Source organism: Novosphingobium sp. EMRT-2 (assembly GCF_005145025.1).
In the GTDB taxonomy this organism is placed as follows: domain Bacteria; phylum Pseudomonadota; class Alphaproteobacteria; order Sphingomonadales; family Sphingomonadaceae; genus Novosphingobium.
This window is the reverse complement of record NZ_CP039695.1, coordinates 2,031,241-2,047,404: the sequence shown is the minus strand read 5'-3', so window position 1 is coordinate 2,047,404 and position 16,164 is coordinate 2,031,241. Positions and strand designations below refer to the sequence as shown.

General features: G+C 66.3%; 17 protein-coding genes and 1 tRNA gene. 12 read left to right on the top strand and 6 right to left on the bottom strand.

Annotated features, from left to right (window positions below):
* The first annotated feature begins 51 nt into the window (after positions 1 to 51).
* The 7 genes from FA702_RS10170 to FA702_RS10140 all read left to right on the top strand — a co-directional run bounded on the left by FA702_RS10170 (position 52) and on the right by FA702_RS10140 (position 8,278).
* A complete protein-coding gene (locus tag FA702_RS10170; protein WP_136956052.1) occupies positions 52 to 921 on the top strand; it encodes an alpha/beta fold hydrolase in 870 nt (289 codons plus the stop codon).
* 55 nt (positions 922 to 976) lie between these two features.
* Positions 977 to 1,708: an endonuclease/exonuclease/phosphatase family protein gene (locus FA702_RS10165; protein WP_136956051.1), complete on the top strand. Its 732-nt coding sequence runs from the start codon at positions 977 to 979 to the stop codon at positions 1,706 to 1,708.
* A 173-nt stretch (positions 1,709 to 1,881) separates the two neighbouring features.
* Entirely contained in the window at positions 1,882 to 2,220 is a 339-nt protein-coding gene (locus FA702_RS10160; RefSeq protein ID WP_124810512.1) for a P-II family nitrogen regulator, read from the top strand.
* Between the two features lie 23 nt (positions 2,221 to 2,243).
* On the top strand, positions 2,244 to 3,656 hold the full coding sequence (locus tag FA702_RS10155) for an ammonium transporter (protein ID WP_125954384.1): 1,413 nt from the start codon (positions 2,244 to 2,246) through the stop codon (positions 3,654 to 3,656).
* Positions 3,657 to 3,995: 339 nt separating this feature from the next.
* Positions 3,996 to 6,128, top strand: a complete 2,133-nt coding sequence (locus FA702_RS10150; protein WP_136956050.1) for a bifunctional diguanylate cyclase/phosphodiesterase — start codon at positions 3,996 to 3,998, stop codon at positions 6,126 to 6,128.
* A 60-nt stretch (positions 6,129 to 6,188) separates the two neighbouring features.
* A complete protein-coding gene (locus FA702_RS10145; protein ID WP_136956049.1) occupies positions 6,189 to 7,319 on the top strand; it encodes a histidinol-phosphate transaminase in 1,131 nt (376 codons plus the stop codon).
* Positions 7,316 to 8,278: a prephenate/arogenate dehydrogenase family protein gene (locus FA702_RS10140; protein ID WP_136956048.1), complete on the top strand. Its 963-nt coding sequence runs from the start codon at positions 7,316 to 7,318 to the stop codon at positions 8,276 to 8,278. Before FA702_RS10145 ends, FA702_RS10140 begins: the two co-directional genes overlap by 4 nt.
* On the opposite strand, the gene FA702_RS10135 is transcribed toward FA702_RS10140, so the two are convergent.
* From FA702_RS10135 to ftsE, 5 genes are read right to left on the bottom strand one after another with little or no spacing between them, the layout of a single operon-like run.
* Positions 8,261 to 9,550 (bottom strand): NRAMP family divalent metal transporter, encoded by a 1,290-nt coding sequence (locus tag FA702_RS10135; RefSeq protein WP_136956047.1) that lies wholly within the window; start codon positions 9,548 to 9,550, stop codon positions 8,261 to 8,263. The genes FA702_RS10140 and FA702_RS10135 overlap by 18 nt on opposite strands.
* Entirely contained in the window at positions 9,543 to 10,265 is a 723-nt protein-coding gene (locus FA702_RS10130; RefSeq protein WP_136956046.1) for a 1-acyl-sn-glycerol-3-phosphate acyltransferase, read from the bottom strand. The genes FA702_RS10135 and FA702_RS10130 overlap by 8 nt, the downstream gene beginning before the upstream one ends.
* A gap of 17 nt (positions 10,266 to 10,282) precedes the next feature.
* Positions 10,283 to 10,786 (bottom strand): YdcF family protein, encoded by a 504-nt coding sequence (locus FA702_RS10125; RefSeq protein ID WP_124810529.1) that lies wholly within the window; start codon positions 10,784 to 10,786, stop codon positions 10,283 to 10,285.
* Between the two features lie 50 nt (positions 10,787 to 10,836).
* Positions 10,837 to 11,775, bottom strand: coding sequence for an ABC transporter permease (locus tag FA702_RS10120; RefSeq protein ID WP_255504517.1), 939 nt, complete (start codon positions 11,773 to 11,775; stop codon positions 10,837 to 10,839).
* Positions 11,772 to 12,554, bottom strand: coding sequence for a cell division ATP-binding protein FtsE (gene ftsE / locus FA702_RS10115; protein WP_136956045.1), 783 nt, complete (start codon positions 12,552 to 12,554; stop codon positions 11,772 to 11,774). The genes FA702_RS10120 and ftsE overlap by 4 nt, the downstream gene beginning before the upstream one ends.
* Positions 12,555 to 12,707: 153 nt before the next feature.
* On the opposite strand from ftsE, the gene FA702_RS10110 reads away from it, so the two are divergent.
* The 3 genes from FA702_RS10110 (at position 12,708) to FA702_RS10100 (ending at position 14,426) form a co-directional block, all read left to right on the top strand.
* The gene (locus FA702_RS10110; protein WP_136956044.1) at positions 12,708 to 13,595 is read left to right on the top strand and encodes a zinc-ribbon domain-containing protein; all 888 of its coding nucleotides are present in this window, start codon (positions 12,708 to 12,710) and stop codon (positions 13,593 to 13,595) included.
* 161 nt (positions 13,596 to 13,756) lie between these two features.
* Positions 13,757 to 13,843 (top strand) — tRNA-Leu (locus FA702_RS10105).
* Positions 13,844 to 13,946: 103 nt separating this feature from the next.
* The gene (locus FA702_RS10100; protein WP_136957347.1) at positions 13,947 to 14,426 is read left to right on the top strand and encodes a hypothetical protein; all 480 of its coding nucleotides are present in this window, start codon (positions 13,947 to 13,949) and stop codon (positions 14,424 to 14,426) included.
* A gap of 323 nt (positions 14,427 to 14,749) precedes the next feature.
* Here FA702_RS10100 and FA702_RS10095 read toward each other — a convergent pair whose 3' ends face one another.
* Entirely contained in the window at positions 14,750 to 15,067 is a 318-nt protein-coding gene (locus FA702_RS10095; protein ID WP_255504516.1) for a DUF2188 domain-containing protein, read from the bottom strand.
* A gap of 77 nt (positions 15,068 to 15,144) precedes the next feature.
* Here FA702_RS10095 and FA702_RS10090 point away from each other — a divergent pair, with 77 nt between their 5' ends.
* Both FA702_RS10090 and FA702_RS10085 read left to right on the top strand, forming a co-directional pair.
* Positions 15,145 to 15,519 (top strand): helix-turn-helix domain-containing protein, encoded by a 375-nt coding sequence (locus tag FA702_RS10090; RefSeq protein ID WP_136956043.1) that lies wholly within the window; start codon positions 15,145 to 15,147, stop codon positions 15,517 to 15,519.
* The gene (locus FA702_RS10085; RefSeq protein ID WP_136956042.1) at positions 15,520 to 16,083 is read left to right on the top strand and encodes an ImmA/IrrE family metallo-endopeptidase; all 564 of its coding nucleotides are present in this window, start codon (positions 15,520 to 15,522) and stop codon (positions 16,081 to 16,083) included.
* Positions 16,084 to 16,164: the final 81 nt, after the last annotated feature.

The window sequence follows — 16,164 nt, the reverse complement described above, 5'->3', positions numbered from 1 at the left end:
TCCGGCGCGTCTCCTGTTGCACTGCACCCAACGACAAGGCAGGAGGGAAGGATGGACTTGCTGGGACCCACTTCGCAGAGCTTCATCTCGCAGCGGCTGCGGCTGCACTACGTCGACTGGGGCAACACGGAAAAGCCGCCGCTGCTGCTGATCCACGGCGGGCGCGACCATTGCCGCAGCTGGGACTGGACGGCCGAGGCGCTGCGCGAGGACTGGCACGTCATCGCCATGGACCACCGCGGCCACGGCGACAGCGAATGGGTTTCCGACGGCAATTACCGCACCATGGACATGGTCTATGACGTGGCGCAGCTCGTCCACCAGCTCAACCTGGCGCCGGTGACGATCGTCTCGCATTCGTGGGGCGCCAACGTCTCGCTGCGCTATGCCGGGCTGTTCCCCGAGGATGTGCGCAAGCTGGTGGCGATCGAGGGCATCTTTCCCACGCCCGAATGGGAAATGCGGATGAAGGACGTGCCTTTCGCCCGGCGCATCCGCGAATATATCGCCGAAAAGCGCAAGGCCGCCGGCCGCCTGCCGCGCCGCTATCCCACGCTGGAAGACGCCTATGCGCGCATGAAGGCGGAGAACCCCTATCTGACGGACGAGCAGGCGCGGCACCTGACCAAGCACGGGATCAACCGCAACGAGGACGGGACGTTCACCTGGAAGTTCGATCCTTACGTCCATCTCGATCACCCGTTCGACATCACCAACGAGCGCAAGCACGAGTTGTGGGAAGCGATCACCTGCCCCACGCTGCTGCTCAACGGCGCGGATTCGTGGGCGGGCAATCCCGAGCGCGACGGGCGCATCCGGCATTTTCGCGACGCCACGGTGATCGAGTTCGAGAACGCTGGGCACTGGCTGCACCACGACCAGTTCGGCCGCTTCATGAAGACGCTGAAGGACTTCCTGTGATCGCCGGTCCGGTCGTGCCGGCGCTCAACGCCTTGCGCTGAATGCGGCCCCGGCGGTGCGGCTTACGTTCGCCAGCTACAACATCCACAAGGGCGTAGGGCTGGACCGGCGCCGCGATCCCGATCGCATCCTTGGCATCCTGCGCGAGATCGACGCCGACGTGATCGCGCTGCAGGAAGCCGATCGCCGGTTCGGCACGCGCGAGGCGGTGCTTTCGCGGCAGGCGATCCTGGAGCACAGCCCGTGGCGTCCGGTCGCCCCGAACGGCGCGATAACCGGACGCGGCGGTGGCGCCCGCCCGGCGAGCATCGGCTGGCATGGCAACGTGCTGCTGGTGCGCCGCGAGATCGCGGTGGAGGCGGTGGGCGCGGTGCCGTTGCCGACGCTGGAGCCACGCGGCGCGATCTGCGCGGACCTGCGCGTGGGCGAGGCCCGCCTGCGGGTGGTGGGAATGCATCTCGACCTGTCGGGGCTGCGCCGGCGGCACCAGTTGCAGGCGATCTGCGATCATGTGGGGCGCTGCGCCGGCGCAGCCCCGGCCGTGCTGATGGGCGACATGAACGAATGGTCGGCGGCGCGCGGCGCCTTTCGCGGGCTAGAGGAAGGCTGGCGCCTGCTGGCGCCGGGGCGCAGCTTTCCCGCGCGGCGGCCGGTCGCCCAGCTCGACCGGATCGTGGTGAGCGGCGAATGGCGGGTGGAAGACCTGGGCGTGCACCACAGCGCGCTGTCGGCGGTCGGTTCCGATCATCTGCCGGTGTGGGCGCGCCTGGCGCTCTGCTCTGCCTAAAAATTAGGCAAAAGGTCCACTTTGCACAAGATTCGGGCTGCGCGCGGCCGCCCCGAGCGCATTTGCCTCCAAAAATCCTCGAATTCCTGAACTTTCGGTAAATGGCACGCCCTTTGCTTAAAGTGTCTCGCCGGCGGGTCGCCCGGCGTAGAGGCCTGGAAAGGGGGGCGTGAATGAAGTTCATCATCGCCATCATCAAGCCGTTCAAGCTCGACGAAGTGCGTGAAGCACTGTCGGCTCTGGGCGTGGCAGGGATGACGGTGTCGGAAGTGAAAGGTTTCGGTCGGCAGAAGGGGCAAACCGAAATCTATCGCGGCGCCGAGTACTCCACCAACATGCTGCCCAAGGTGAAGATCGAGATTGCGGCCAGCGATGACCTCGCTCCGCAGATCGTCGAGACGATCCAGCAGACCGCTAGCACCGAAGCGATTGGCGACGGCAAGATCTTCGTTCTGGATCTCGCTTCCGCCACGCGCATCCGCACCGGTGAATCCGGGGACACCGCGCTTTGATTTCCGACACGAGGGGAACCCATATGATCCGTAAGATGATCAGTGGCGTTGCGGGCGTGGGCGTATCGCTCTTCGCTTCTACCGCCGCTTTCGCACAGGCCGGCCCGATCAAGGCGCCGACCGCCGAGCAGATGGCCACGATGGTCAACAAGGGTGACACCACCTGGATGCTGCTTTCGGCCACGCTCGTCCTCCTGATGAGCATTCCCGCACTCGCGCTGTTCTACGGCGGCCTTGTCCGCACCAAGAACATGCTCAGCGTGCTGATGCAGGTTTTCATGATCGTGTCGGTCGCCGCCCTGTGCTGGGTGAGCTGGGGCTATTCGATGGCCTTCACCGGCGGTTCGCCGTACTTCGGCGGCCTCTCCAAGATGTTCCTGGCCGGCGTTTCGGCCTCGACTTACGCCGCCACGTTCTCGAACAACGTCTATATTCCCGAATACGCCTACGTCATCTTCCAGATGACCTTCGCCTGCATCACGCCGGCGCTGATCGTCGGCGCCTTCGCGGAACGCGTGAAGTTCACGCCGCTGATGATCTTCACGGTCCTGTGGCTAACGCTGGTCTATTTCCCGATGGCCCACATGGTGTGGTACTTCGCCGGTCCTGACTTCCTGGCCGATGCGCCGACCGATGCCGGTCTGCTCTATGGCTGGGGCGCGCTGGACTTCGCGGGCGGCACCGTCGTTCACATCAACGCGGGCATCGCCGGCCTCGTCGGCTGCCTCGTGATCGGCAAGCGCGTGGGCTACGGCAAGGAAGCCACCCCGCCGCACTCGCTGACCATGACCATGATCGGCGCCTCGCTGCTGTGGGTGGGCTGGTTCGGCTTCAACGCCGGTTCGAACCTCGAAGCCAACGGCCTCGCCGCGCTCGCCTTCATCAACACCTTCGTTGCCACTGCCGCCGCCGCCGTTTCCTGGGCGATCGTCGAGCAGATCAAGCACGGCAAGCCCTCGATGCTGGGCGCCGCCTCGGGTGCCGTCGCCGGCCTCGTCGCGATCACCCCGGCCGCCGGCTTCGCGGCGCCGATGACCTCGATCATCCTGGGTCTCGTCGTCTCGCCGATCTGCTTCCTGTTCGTCTCGACCGTGAAGAACGCGCTCAAGTACGACGATACGCTCGACGTCTTCGGCGTGCACTGCATCGGCGGGATCGTCGGCGCGATCGGCACCGGCATCGTCGCCAACCCGGCGTTCGGCGGCCAGGGCTGGGTGGACTACACCGTGTTCCCCGCCGTTGCCGGCAAGTACGACATGGCGGCCCAGGTCTTCACCCAGATCAAGGCCGTGCTGCTGACGCTGGTCCTCTCGGGCGGTGTCTCCGCGATCCTCTTCTTCGCCCTCGACAAGACCATCGGTCTGCGTCCGAGCGAAGAGGCCGAACGCGAAGGCCTTGACATCACCGAGCACGGCGAACGCGCCTACAACTACTGAGTTACCGAGCTTGGCGGGGCGGGGGGCGTGATCCTCTCCCTCTCTCCCCCGACCCCGCCAGACGATGTTCCTCCTGCGAACAGACTAAGGCCGGAGTGCTAGCCCACTCCGGCCTCTTTTATTGTCTGGCGCAAAAGGAGGGCGCGACAGGCGCCCGGAAAGGTCCACCGTCGGAAAAATGCGCGGCGCTTAAGAGCTTTGCAACCGCTGGTCGATACTGAGGTCACTTCGGCTCAACACCCAGAGCATACGAAAGACTACGTAGTGGGCAGCAACAAGCTAAGAAGTCTGTTGGGGCGTCGGTCCGGTGCGGGGGAAGGAAACTCCCGGGCGCGGCGCATGTCGCAAGGGGATGCGGCGGCTCTCTGTTTCGCTTACGAGGATCTGGGCCTCGGCAGTTTCTGGACGACCGATGGCGAGGGGCGGCTGACCTACATGTCGCCCGCCGCGCAGGCCTTGCTCGGCGGCGGCGAGGACGGCCTCATTGGCCGGCCTTTCCTCGAGCTGTTCCTGCCGCCCGATCGCGAAGCCGAAGGAGACAGCCAGCGGGCGCTGTCCTTCGCGTTGGCCCGCCGGGGCCGCTTCGAGCGCGTGATCGCCCGGAGCGAAGCGGGTGGACGGGGCTGCTGGTGGTCGATCTCGGGCGAACCGCAGAGCGATGGCAACACCTTCACCGGCTTTCGCGGGCACTGCGCCGACATTACCGGCGAACGCGAATCCGCCGAGGAAAGCTCGCGGCTGGCCATGCACGATCCGCTGACCGGGCTGCTCAACCGCCGGCGCATGACGCAAGTGCTCGAACGCACGCTGACGGCCTATGCGCTGCAGCGCCGCTCGTGCGCGATCATGCTGATCGATCTCGACCGCTTCAAGCAGGTCAACGATACGCTGGGCCACGCCGCCGGCGACGCGCTGCTCAAGCAGGTGGCCGATCGTCTGGTGAAGATCGTGGGCGACAAGGAAAAGGTCTGCCGCCTGGGTGGCGACGAGTTCCAGGTCATCCTGCCCGATCAGGAAGATCGCGGCGTGCTGGGAGACATGGCCACCTCGATCATCAGCAGCATCTCGCAGCCCTATTCGATCGAAGGCAGCCGTTGCACCATCGGCGCGTCGGTGGGCGTGGCGGTCGCGCCGTTCGACGGGCAGGCCAGCGAGGAACTGGTGCGCAACGCCGATCTCGCGCTCTATGCCGCCAAGGGCAGCGGGCGCGGCCGGTTCCGCTTCTTTTCGAACGATCTGCTGAAGGCGGCCGAAGATCGCCGCGTGCTGGAGGAAGACCTCATCGACGCGCTGCCGAAAGGCCAGCTCGAACTGCACTACCAGCCGATCGTGAAAGCCACGTCAAACCAGATCGTCGGGATGGAGGCGCTGTTGCGCTGGAATCATCCTGAGCAGGGCTGGATTTCGCCCGCGCGGTTCATCCCGATCGCCGAAGAATCGCACCTGATCTGCCGCATCGGCGAATGGGTGCTGCGCAAGGCGTGTGAAGACGCGGCCTCATGGCCGGGCGACGCGCGCGTGGCGGTCAATGTCTCCCCCATCCAGTTCGCGGATTCGTCGCTGCCCGCGCTGGTGGCGAGTGCGCTGGCGTCGTCGGGGCTGGAGCCCGACCGGCTGGAACTGGAAATAACCGAAGGCGTGTTCCTGCAGGAAGGCGGGACCACCGACGCGATGTTCCGGGCGCTGAAGGATCTGGGCGTTCGCCTGGCGCTCGACGATTTCGGCACCGGCTATTCCTCGCTGGCCTATCTGAAGACCGCGCCGTTCGACAAGATCAAGATCGACCAGAGCTTCGTGCGCGGCGCGACGGGTTCGGGATCGCGCAACCGCGCGATCATCGCCGCGATCGTGGCGCTGGCCAAGGCGCTGGACATGGAAACGACGGCCGAAGGCGTCGAATCGTTCGACCAGTTCGATCTGATGAAAAGCCTGGAAGTCAGCCATGTGCAGGGCTTCATCTACAGCCCCGCGATCACCAACGACGATTTCCTGGCCCGGCTGGATGGCGATGGATGGATCATCGCCCCGTCTGGACCCGCGCGGCAGCGGCATGACCGGCAGGCGATGTTCCGCCGGATCGGCGCGATCCACGAAGATCACTACTATCCGATCGTGCTGCGCAACCTGTCGGTATCCGGCGCGCTGATCGAGGGCATGGTGGACGTGCCACTGGGCACGAAATTCGTGCTCGATCTGGGTGACGGCCAGCTGGTCATCGCCACGGTGCGCCGTTCGCGCAAGCACCAGCAGGGTGTTGAGTTCGAACAGGAAATGGTGGCGGACGGCAATGGCGGGCTGTGTACGCGCCATCGCGTTTCGCCCTATGCCCTGACGGCGGCGGGCCTGACCCAGACGCCGGGCCATGCCGGGCCAATGCTGATCACCCGCAGCGACGACGGCCGCGTCATGCTGCCCGCGTTCAGCCTGGCGAGCGAATGGAACGGAGCCGCCCTGCGCACCGAGGCGGCCTGAACGGCAGGCGCGGGCTACCCGTTGCGGAATTTGTCAACGCCGCCTAATGCCCGGCGCATCATGGCAGACGCGCAGACATCCCCGGACCGGCCGCAACCCAAGGAATGGATCAAGGCGATCCACGCCTATGTTCCCGGCAAGTCCACCGGGGCCGACGGGCGTCCACTGATCAAGCTTTCGGCGAACGAGAACCCGCTGGGTACCAGCGCGGCCGCGCTGGCGGCGCGCGGTGGGGCGGGGCACGGCGCGGGGGAGCCTTCGCGCTATCCCGATCCCGACAGCAAGGACCTGCGCGCCGCGCTGGGCGCGCTGCACGGCATTCCCGCCGACCGCATCGTCATGGGCACCGGTTCGGACGAACTGCTGCACATCGCGGCGCAGGCCTATGCCGGGCCGGGCGACGAGATCGTCTATGTCCGCTATGGCTTCTCGGTCTATGACATCGCCGCGCGCCGGTGCGGCGCGGTGCCGGTGGTGGCGCCGGACGCGGACTATGGCACCGATGTCGATGCGCTGCTGGCCTGCGTGACCGAGCGGACGCGGGTGGTGTTCCTCGCCAACCCCAACAACCCCACGGGCAGCTTCCTGCCGCGGGAAGGGATCGCCCGGCTCCACGCCGCGCTGCGCCCGGACGTGCTGCTGGTGATCGACCAGGCCTATGCCGAATACGTCGCGCCCGAGGACGAGGACGGCGCCCTTGCCCTCGCGGCGCGCGCGGCGAACGTGCTGGTCACGCGCACGTTCTCGAAGATCTATGGCCTCGCCGGCGAACGCATCGGCTGGGCGACGGGCGATGCCGCGATCGTCGACATGCTCAACCGCATTCGCGGCCCGTTCAACCTGTCGCTGACCGCGCAGGCGACCGGGCTGGCGGCGGTGGCGGACCAGGACTTCGTGGAGGCATCGCGCCGGCACAATGCCGCGCAGCGCGCGAAGTTCGTGGCGGCGCTCAACGCGCTGGGCAACCACGGCATCCGTCCGTTGCCGAGCGAGGCGAACTTCGTGCTGATCCTGTTCGAAGGCGCGCTGAGCGCCGAGGCGGCCTATCTGGGGCTGATGGAGCACGGCTATATCACGCGCTGGCTGCCGGGACAGGGGCTGCCGCAGGCGCTGCGCATCACCATCGGCACCGAAGCGCAGATGGACGAAATCGCGGCCGCGCTGCGGCAGATGTGCGAGACGGCGAAGTGACGACGCCCGCGTCCGCACCCGCGCCGTTCCGCCACGTTGCGGTGATCGGGCTGGGCCTGCTGGGCGGATCGGTCGCGCGCGCGGTGAAGGCCTACGCGCCCGATGCCACGGTAAGCGGCTTCGATGCCGATGCCACCGTGCGCCTGCGCGCGCGGGAGATCGCGCTGTGCGACACGATTGCCGAAAGCGCGGGCGAGGCGGTGCGCGAGGCGGACCTTGTCGTGCTGTGCGTGCCGGTGGGGGCGATGGGCGCGGCGGCGCAGGCGCTGGCGGCGGACCTGCCGCGCGGCGCACTGGTGACCGACGTCGGATCAAGCAAGGCCAGCGTGGCCCGCGCACTGGCGGAAGCGCTGCCGGGCCATGCGGTGATCCCCGCGCACCCGGTGGCCGGTACCGAGCAGAGCGGGCCGGACGCGGGCTTCGCCACGCTGTTCCGCAACCGCTGGTGCATCCTGACGCCGCCCGCCGATGCCGATCCGGCGCAGCTGGCGCGGCTGTCTGCGTTCTGGGAAATGCTGGGCGCGCGCGTCGACATCATGGACGCGGAGCATCACGATCTGGTGCTCGCCGTGACCAGCCACCTCCCGCACCTGATCGCCTACACCATCGTCGGCACCGCGTCGGATCTCGAGGCGGTGACGCAGAGCGAGGTCATCAAGTATTCGGCCGGCGGCTTCCGCGATTTCACCCGCATCGCCGCGTCGGACCCGACGATGTGGCGCGACGTGTTCCTGAACAACCGCGATGCCGTGCTCGACATGCTCCAGCGCTTCACCGAGGACCTGATGGGATTGCAGAAGGCGATCCGGGTGGGGGACGGCGCGGCGCTGTTCGACCACTTCTCCCACACCCGCGCGATCCGCCGCTCGATCATCGAACAGGGCCAGGACGATGCGCGCCCCGATTTCGGCCGCGTTCACGACGAGGGCGCGGACCGACGTTCAGGCCAGCAGGAATAGCAGGGCCACGGCCGCCATCACGGCGGTGGAAAGCCAGCCGCCGAGCGCCAGCGCCGGCGAGATGACGAAGGCGCCCATCACGCGCGGATTGCGCGCGATCAGCATCGTCACCACCATCAGCGGCGGCGCCAGCAGCCCGTTGACCACCGCCGCCCAGTATAGCGCGCGCATCGGATCGATCGCCAGCAGGTTGAGCGCGATGCCGGCCACCGTGGCCAGCGCGATCACGGCATAGAACGCCTTGGCTTCGCGCAGGCGCCGGTCCAGCCCCTCGCTCCAGTCGAAGGTTTCGGCGACAGCATAGGCGGCCGAGCCGGCCAGCACCGGGATGGCGAGCAAGCCGGTGCTGACAATGCCCAGCGCGAACAGCCCGAAGGCGAAGTCTCCGGCCAGCGGCCGCAGCGCCGAGGCCGCCTGCACCGCGCTGTCGATCTCGGTGATTCCCGCCCGGTGCAGCGTCGCCGCCGTGGCGATGACGATGAAGATCGCGGTCAGGTTGGAAAAGACCATGCCCACCAGCGTGTCGATGCGGATGCGGCGCAGCTCCGCCCCGGCGGTGCGCGGCGCGACGCAGAGCGGCTTGGTGTGGCGGCGGCGCTGTTCCTCCACTTCCTGCCCGGCCTGCCAGAAGAACAGGTAGGGGCTGATCGTGGTGCCGAGCACCGCCACCAGCGCCATCACGCTGGCCTTGTCGAAGGCGAGATGCGGGATCAGCACGCCCCGCACCGCATCGGCCCAGGAAACGTGCGCCACGGCCGCCACCGCGAAATACGACAGCAGCGACAGGGTGGTCCATTTGAGGATGCTGGCATAGCGGGCATAGCTGACGAACACTTCCAGCGCGATGCTGAGCAGCCCGAAGCCGATGATGAACGGCATGTCGCGGCCGGGCAGGACCAGGGCGAGCGCCGCCCCCATCGCGCCCAGGTCTGCACCCAGGTTGATGACGTTGGCGATCAGCAGGAGCATGACCACGCCGCGCAGCAGCGGCCGGGGGTAATGCGCGCGCAGGTTGTGCGCGATGCCCTGCCCCGATACCGCCCCGATCCTGCCGCAAATCTCCTGGATCGCGGTCATCAGCGGCAGGCTGAACAGCAGCGTCCACGCCATGCCATAGCCGAACTGCGCGCCGACCTGGCTGTACGTGCCGATGCCGCTGGGATCGTCGTCCGCTGCGCCGGTGACGAGGCCCGGCCCCAGCACCGCAAGAGGGGAGCGGCGGGGCGGCGCTTCTTCGCCGTCGTCCGCCAGCGGATCGGGGGCGTCAGTCATGCAGCACGTTGAGCGCCGCCAGAACCCGGGCCTCCACCTCTTCGCGGGGAAGCCCGGCGGGAATCTCCTCGCCGAAGTGATAGCGGACAGTGCCCGATCGCTTCCACAGGCGATGGTAGGGCGGGCCGCTGTTCACCGCGACCGGAATCACCGGCAGGTTCAGCAGCTTGTAGAGGCCCGCGAAGCCCGATTGCAGCGGCGCGACCGACCCGTGCGGCACGCGCGTTCCTTCGGGAAAGATCACCAGCGGGCGGCCGTTGGCGATCAACCGCCGCGCCTCGGTCAGCATCGTCCGCAAGGCCTTCGCGCCGGCATCGCGCTCCACGCCGATCAGGCCATAGCGGACCCCCGCCTTGCCCCACAGTGGCAGACGCATCAGCTCCATCTTGGCGAAGACCACGGGCGTATCGAACGTGGCGGGCAGCTCGATCGCCTCGTAGAACGATTCGTGCCGGATCGCATAGAGCACGCCGCCGCGCGGATGGGTGACGTTGCTCTCGCGCCGGATGCCCAGCAGGTAGCGGCAGCACGCGCGGTGATACTTGCCCCAGCTGCGGATGGCCGACCGGAAGCGGTGTTCGGAAACGGACATCATCAGCGCCACCCAGATCACCAGCAGCACCGTGCCCGTGTAGAACACGAGGTAGAACGCCAGGCTGCGCGGGATGTCGATGATGCTGCCGCGCGGCAGCGGCGGTGCTATCGGAGACGTCATGGTGGCGCTTGTCCTTGTTACCAGCCGGCGGCCCATGCGCCGATGCGGGCAAGCAGCTTGTTGTATTCGAGGAACAGGATGCGCAGCGACGGGCGCGAAGGCACCGCATCGCGCACGATCACGATATCGTCGGGCAGCGCCGCCGCGAGGTCGAACGCGGCGCGGCGCATGTGCCAATCGGTGGTGATGAGGCGGATCGAATGCAGGCGCTGCGCCGCCACCCAGCGCGCCGCTTCCAGGCCGTTGGAGCGGGTATCGACCGAATCGTAGCCCAGCGTGATGCAGCATTGCAGCAGGCGCGGCTCCACCCCGTATTCGGCCGCGAATTCGCCCGGCTTCACTTCGCGATCCACCCCGGCGATCAGCAGCTTGCGCGCGTGGCCGGCGCGCAGTTCCGTCAGCGCGCGCGGGATGCGGCCGCCGCCGCCCGTCACCACCACGATGCCGTCGGTGGTGCGGTCGTCGGCCGGTTGCGGCAGCAGCAGCGCGAACCACAGGAAGCCGAGCACCCAGGCGAGCATCGTCAGCGAGGCGATGCGCCGGAACAGGCCGGGGGGCTTGCGCAGCCGCCTCACAACATGCGCCTCAGGTTGCGCAGCACCGAAACGCGCGCCGTCACCACGGCCAGCGCCACGCCCGCCAGCGGGATCGCGGCGATCACGATCCAGTCGCTCCACAGCAGCCCGGCGGACGTGGTCATGCCCGAACCGAGCGCCGCGAACTGCCGGCCCAGCAGCACCACCACGATCAGGCCCACGAGCAGGCCGACAATGCCGCCTGCCGCCGCGTCCATCGCCATGCTGCGCTGGAAGATCCGCGCGATCTGGTTGTCGGTGCCGCCCAGCATGTGCACGATCTCTATCGTATCGCGATGGTTGCCAAGCGCATTGCGCGAGGCCAGCAGCACGGCGGCCACGGTGGCCAGCGCCAGCAGCGCGATCAGCCCGCCCGCCAGCCATTGCAGCGCGTGGATCGCGGAAAAGACCGGGGTCAGCCAGCCCGCCTGCGCATCGACCCGCGCGGCCGGGGCGTTGCGCGCCAGCCGCGCGCGCAACGCGGCGATCCGGTCGGGCGTGGCATGGCCGGCAAGACGCACGTCGAGCAGGGCGGGGATGGGCAGGGCTTCCACGTCGTCGCCGGGGCGGGTGCCCAGCCATGGTTCGACCAGCGCGTTCAGCTCCTCCTGGGGCACCACCCGCGCCGATACCACGCCCGGCGCGCCGCGCAGCGTGGCCAGCGCGGCCAGCGCCTGCCGGTTGCGCTCGGCCGGCGCGGCGGACACGACCTGGACCGTGACGCCGCCCTCGACGTCCGCGCTCGCGGTCTGCGCGGCGTTCCGCAGGGCCAGGCCGCTGGCCGCCGCCACCACCGTCAGCGCGATCATGATGGCGATCACCCAGGGCATCGGGCCGGACAGGCGCGCTTCGGGCAGCAGGCGCGCGTCGCTGTTGCCCGCGCGATCGCGCAGGCCATCGGCCATCGCCGCGCCAAGCCAGGAAAAGACGTTCATGGCGCGAAGCTCTCAGGCCCCGGCTGGCCCGGCGACGCCATTGCCGCCGCCCCCGCCGTGGCCGGCGCGGATCGCCGGGGGGGATAGCGCAGCGCGCCCGTCGGATCGTGGAGCTTGCCCTTATCGAGCCGCATGATCAGCGAATCCGGCACCTGGCGGATCAGTTGCGGATCGTGGGTGGCGACCACCACCGTCGTTCCCAGCCCGTTCAGCGACTGGAACAGGCCGATCAGCTTGAACGCCATGTCCGCATCGACGTTACCGGTCGGTTCGTCGGCGATGAGCAATTCGGGCCGGCCGATCACCGCGCGGGCGATCGCCACGCGCTGCTGCTCCCCGCCGGACAGCGCGGCGGGCTGGGCATGGCGCCGGTCGGCCAGCCCCACCCAGTCCAGCATGTCGTTCACCGGGCGGACGATGTCCTTCTCCACCATGCCCGCCACGCGCAGCGGCAGCGCCACGTTGTCGAAGGCGGACAGGTGCGGCACCAGCCGGAAATCCTGGAACACCACCCCCAGCCGGCGGCGGAAGCCGGGCAGCCGGTCGCGCGGCAGAGTGATCGCGTCGGTGCCGAACATGCGGATCAGCCCGCGCGAGGGGCGCTGGGCCAGGTAGAGCAGGCGGAGCAGGCTGGTCTTGCCCGCGCCGCTGGCGCCCGTGAGGAAATAGAAATTGCCGGAAAAAAGCGTGAAGCTGACATCGGTCAGCACTTCCTTGCCGGTGCCGTAGCGCAGCCCGACATTGTCGAACTGAACGATCTCGGCGTCTGGCTGGGTCATGATGAAGAAGGCGTCCCCGGGTTGCTGTCGTGCGCTCTTTTCGCAGCGTCAGCGGCTATACTCGTCAATCGATGTGGAAAAAAGGCTGTGGACGCGCATCTCTAGGGCGTCGGCCTATTGTTTCAATCCGCTTCGCCATGCTTAACCGCAAATATGATCATCGCCTGTCCAGCCTGTTCGACGCGCTATGTCGTTCCCGACAGCGCGATCGGTGCGGAAGGCCGCACCGTGCGGTGCGCCCGCTGCCGCCATAGCTGGTTCCAGGAGGGGCCGGAGCTTCCCCTGCGCGCGGATGCGCCGCTGGCCGAACCGGCACAGGCCCCCATGCCCCCGGTGCAGCAGCCGTCAGCCCCGGAAGCCGCACCCGCACCCGTGCCGGAAGCGCCGCCGCCATCCTCCGCCGGCGACGGTCCCGCCATGCCGGACGGCGCCGGCGATCAGCCCGCCGAACCGTCCATGGCGCGCATTCTGGCCGAAAAGACGGCGGCGCGGGCCGAAGACAGCGAGGCTGCTGCCCCGCCACCGGCCTTTGCCGCCCTGCCGGTCGAGCAGGACGTGGAAGAATTCGTGTCGATGCCATCGAGCTTCGACCACGAGCCGCCGTTCCGCCCGCGCCGCAACCCGGCCCGGTTGTGGACCGCCGCGGCCGTCACCTTCGCGCTGGCGGTGGCCGCGCTGATCGGGGCGGTGAGCTATTTCGGCATGCCGGACTGGCTGCCCGTGGCCCGCCCCACCTTCGGCGCCGCGCCATCGGACCTCGCGCTGTCGTTCCCGCCGGAGCGGCAGGACCGGCGCACGCTGCCCAACGGCACCGAATATTTCGGCGCGAGCGGGACGGTGACGAACGTCGGCAAGGAAGTGCGCACGGTGCCGCCGATCCTGATCGTGCTGCGCGATGGCAAGGACCGCATCGTCTATACCTGGAACGTCACCCCGCCCAAGGAAACGCTCGCGCCCGGGGAAAGCGTGACGATCAACGAAGCGGTGACCGACGTGCCCAAGGACGCCAAGATCGCGGAAATCGGCTGGAAGCCCGATTGATCCGCCGCACGGGCGCGGATCGGCGTGGATGGGAAGGCGATGGCCCGGAAGCTCCGGGAAAAAACCGCATCATGGCAGTTGCGCCCTGCAAACCCCTTTGCTAAGGGCCCGCTCCTACCCCCCACGGGACCCCCTCGCAGAGGACCGGTTCCGTTGATTTTGCGGTCGTGGCGGAATTGGTAGACGCGCAACGTTGAGGTCGTTGTGGGTGAAAACCCGTGGAAGTTCGAGTCTTCTCGACCGCACCAGTCATCCTGAAAATCGCGAGTGAAGGCGGTTCCCCTTTGGGGAAGCTGAGCGCTTGTTCTGCCGGTCTGCGCAGCACGAGGAATGTGCTAGTGTACCGACGTGATGTTCACGCGGTCAGAACTTGAAAAAGCAGGCTTTACCGGCTGGCTACCATTCGCAGCCATTCGAACGAGCGGCTGTCCCACTACCGGCGGCGTCTATGTCGTCACATACGATGCAGATCATCCGGTCATCTTTTCCGGGCGCAGTTGCGGCGGTTGGTTCAAAGGCAAAGACCCGACCGTCAAATTAGACGCCCTAACCGCCAACTGGGTTGATGGTGTAGAAGTGGTCTATATCGGGAAGGCCAACCAGCTTCGGCGTCGTCTCACACAATATGCTGATTTCGGGGCAGGAAAGCCCGTTGGGCATTGGGGCGGACGCCTAATCTGGCAGTTGCCCGCCACGGAACGGCTTATTGTGGGTTGGAAAGCGACGCCGGACCGCATCCCTATTGAAGTCGAGGCAGCGCTAATAGCGTCCTTCCGGCATATTCACGGCAAGCCACCATTCGCCAACGATCCGCACCGACTTGGGGCTTGATCGTGGCCGCCAATTGTCTCAACGGAAAATAGGCGGCAGTGGCTCGTCGAGGAGATTCCCTCGTTTTCTACTTCACCCAATGCCCTAAGACCCACTCCCACTGCCGACGATCATAGTCATAGCGCCAATGGGCGCGGACCCACTTCGTTTTACCAATGGGCCGGATGGTTTTCATGTTTTGCATACGGTCCATCGGCTTAGGCGGACGGGGTGGATGAATCTTTCGCGGTTTGTACATTCATTGCTCCTGTACCAAAGCCCCATCGATCTGCATTTAGTTCTCCATAAAAAAGGCCGCACCCGCCGAGCACAGCCCACTCGGATCATCCTTCCGGCGGGAAAGGGTCATTTCCGTAAGACCATGCCTCACGGAACTTGGCGTCGCTTCCCTGAATCCGAAGTTCCGAGCCTTGGTTGCGGGCGATCTCGCGCCCCCGCTCGATGGCTTCGCGCTGAGTATCGTATGAGGCAGTGAGGCGGCTGTTGCCTTCACCACGCACACCCCAACCGTCGCCTCTGCGGACCACATACTGATTCTTACCGGTCATAATCGCACCTTTCGTCTCGGAGTTCGCCAGAAAGGCTTGACTCAGCCCCTTGGAAATGATTCCCCGTCTCATAGGTAAGACAGTCTCATTCATGAGACGATTTGTCTTACATGTGCAACACTATGGACGTCGGTGCCGGGCGAGTCAACCCGTCAGCGCGTGGAGATTATATGGCGCTTCCTATCGAGGATCAGGGCCGCCTTCCCATTGAAGAATTAGGGCGCCTAATTAGTAGAAAGCGCGAAGGAAGAGGGATTCGAGCGGCTGCGTTGGAAGCCAACGTGAGCCCGGCCACTTTATCGCGCGTCGAAAATGGCAATGTGCCGGACCTCGCCACCTTTGCCAAAATCTGTCGATGGCTAGAGATCGATCCAGCCCAGTTCTTGGGGGTCGAAACTAGCACTGCACAGGAAGAGCGTCCTGCGGTCGTTCATTTCCGAAAGAAAAAAACGGTCTCGACGGATACGGCCACATCACTGGGAGCGCTCATATTGGCTGCTCAGGACGCTCTCCACGCCCATCTCAAAACTCTCCAGCAGCAGTAAATGCGTCGGGGCTTCAAAGCCGAATCGGAAAGGATTGCGGCTTCAGTCCGTGCCGAGCTTGGATTGGCAAAGATCGACGTTCTCGATCCTTGGAGGACGGCAGCCCATCGGGGCGTATTAGTGCGCGGAGCCGATGAACTCGGTCTAGCGGCTGAACACGTCGCTCAGCTTATGGTCAATGACCCAGACTCCTGGTCGGGAATGACCTTAGCCGAACGCGGCGTGAAGCTGATCGTATTAAATCCGATTCATAGCCGGGCACGGCAATGCGCTACACTCATGCACGAACTGGCTCATATAATGCTCGACCACGCTCCAGCCAGCGCGGTAACTTCGGTAAGCGGTATGGTGTTGCTTTCCGACTATTCCGACGATCAGGAGAGTGAAGCCGATTGGCTGGGAGCGGCGTTGCTGTTGCCAGAAGCTGCTTTGCTGCATCATCGAGGGGCCGGCAAAAGCGCGGCTCAGATCGCTCAGATGTTTGGAGTCAGCTTGGACCTATGCAACTGGCGCTGCCGAATGACAGGCGTTGAAAAGCGATTATCGTACCGCCGATCCGCCTAGAGGATAGATAGGGAATAGCTTGTCGCGTGGCGACACAGAGCGAAGACGCAATTCCGTCTCGCCCAAAGGGCGGTTATAGCA

Excerpts from the sequence above, each read along its gene's own strand:
- FA702_RS10160 (WP_124810512.1), top strand. The coding sequence starts at position 1,882 with ATGAAGTTCATCATCGCCATCATCAAGCCGTTCAAGCTCGACGAAGTG.
- ftsE (WP_136956045.1), bottom strand. The coding sequence starts at position 12,554 with ATGACCCAGCCAGACGCCGAGATCGTTCAGTTCGACAATGTCGGGCTG.
- FA702_RS10085 (WP_136956042.1), top strand. The coding sequence starts at position 15,520 with ATGCGTCGGGGCTTCAAAGCCGAATCGGAAAGGATTGCGGCTTCAGTC.
- FA702_RS10170 (WP_136956052.1), top strand. The coding sequence starts at position 52 with ATGGACTTGCTGGGACCCACTTCGCAGAGCTTCATCTCGCAGCGGCTG.
- FA702_RS10100 (WP_136957347.1), top strand. The coding sequence starts at position 13,947 with ATGTTCACGCGGTCAGAACTTGAAAAAGCAGGCTTTACCGGCTGGCTA.
- FA702_RS10125 (WP_124810529.1), bottom strand. The coding sequence starts at position 10,786 with ATGCTCGCCTGGGTGCTCGGCTTCCTGTGGTTCGCGCTGCTGCTGCCG.
- FA702_RS10120 (WP_255504517.1), bottom strand. The coding sequence starts at position 11,775 with ATGAACGTCTTTTCCTGGCTTGGCGCGGCGATGGCCGATGGCCTGCGC.
- FA702_RS10110 (WP_136956044.1), top strand. The coding sequence starts at position 12,708 with ATGATCATCGCCTGTCCAGCCTGTTCGACGCGCTATGTCGTTCCCGAC.
- FA702_RS10130 (WP_136956046.1), bottom strand. The coding sequence starts at position 10,265 with ATGACGTCTCCGATAGCACCGCCGCTGCCGCGCGGCAGCATCATCGAC.
- FA702_RS10090 (WP_136956043.1), top strand. The coding sequence starts at position 15,145 with ATGGCGCTTCCTATCGAGGATCAGGGCCGCCTTCCCATTGAAGAATTA.
- FA702_RS10145 (WP_136956049.1), top strand. The coding sequence starts at position 6,189 with ATGGCAGACGCGCAGACATCCCCGGACCGGCCGCAACCCAAGGAATGG.
- FA702_RS10150 (WP_136956050.1), top strand. The coding sequence starts at position 3,996 with ATGTCGCAAGGGGATGCGGCGGCTCTCTGTTTCGCTTACGAGGATCTG.
- FA702_RS10135 (WP_136956047.1), bottom strand. The coding sequence starts at position 9,550 with ATGACTGACGCCCCCGATCCGCTGGCGGACGACGGCGAAGAAGCGCCG.
- FA702_RS10155 (WP_125954384.1), top strand. The coding sequence starts at position 2,244 with ATGATCCGTAAGATGATCAGTGGCGTTGCGGGCGTGGGCGTATCGCTC.
- FA702_RS10095 (WP_255504516.1), bottom strand. The coding sequence starts at position 15,067 with ATGAATGAGACTGTCTTACCTATGAGACGGGGAATCATTTCCAAGGGG.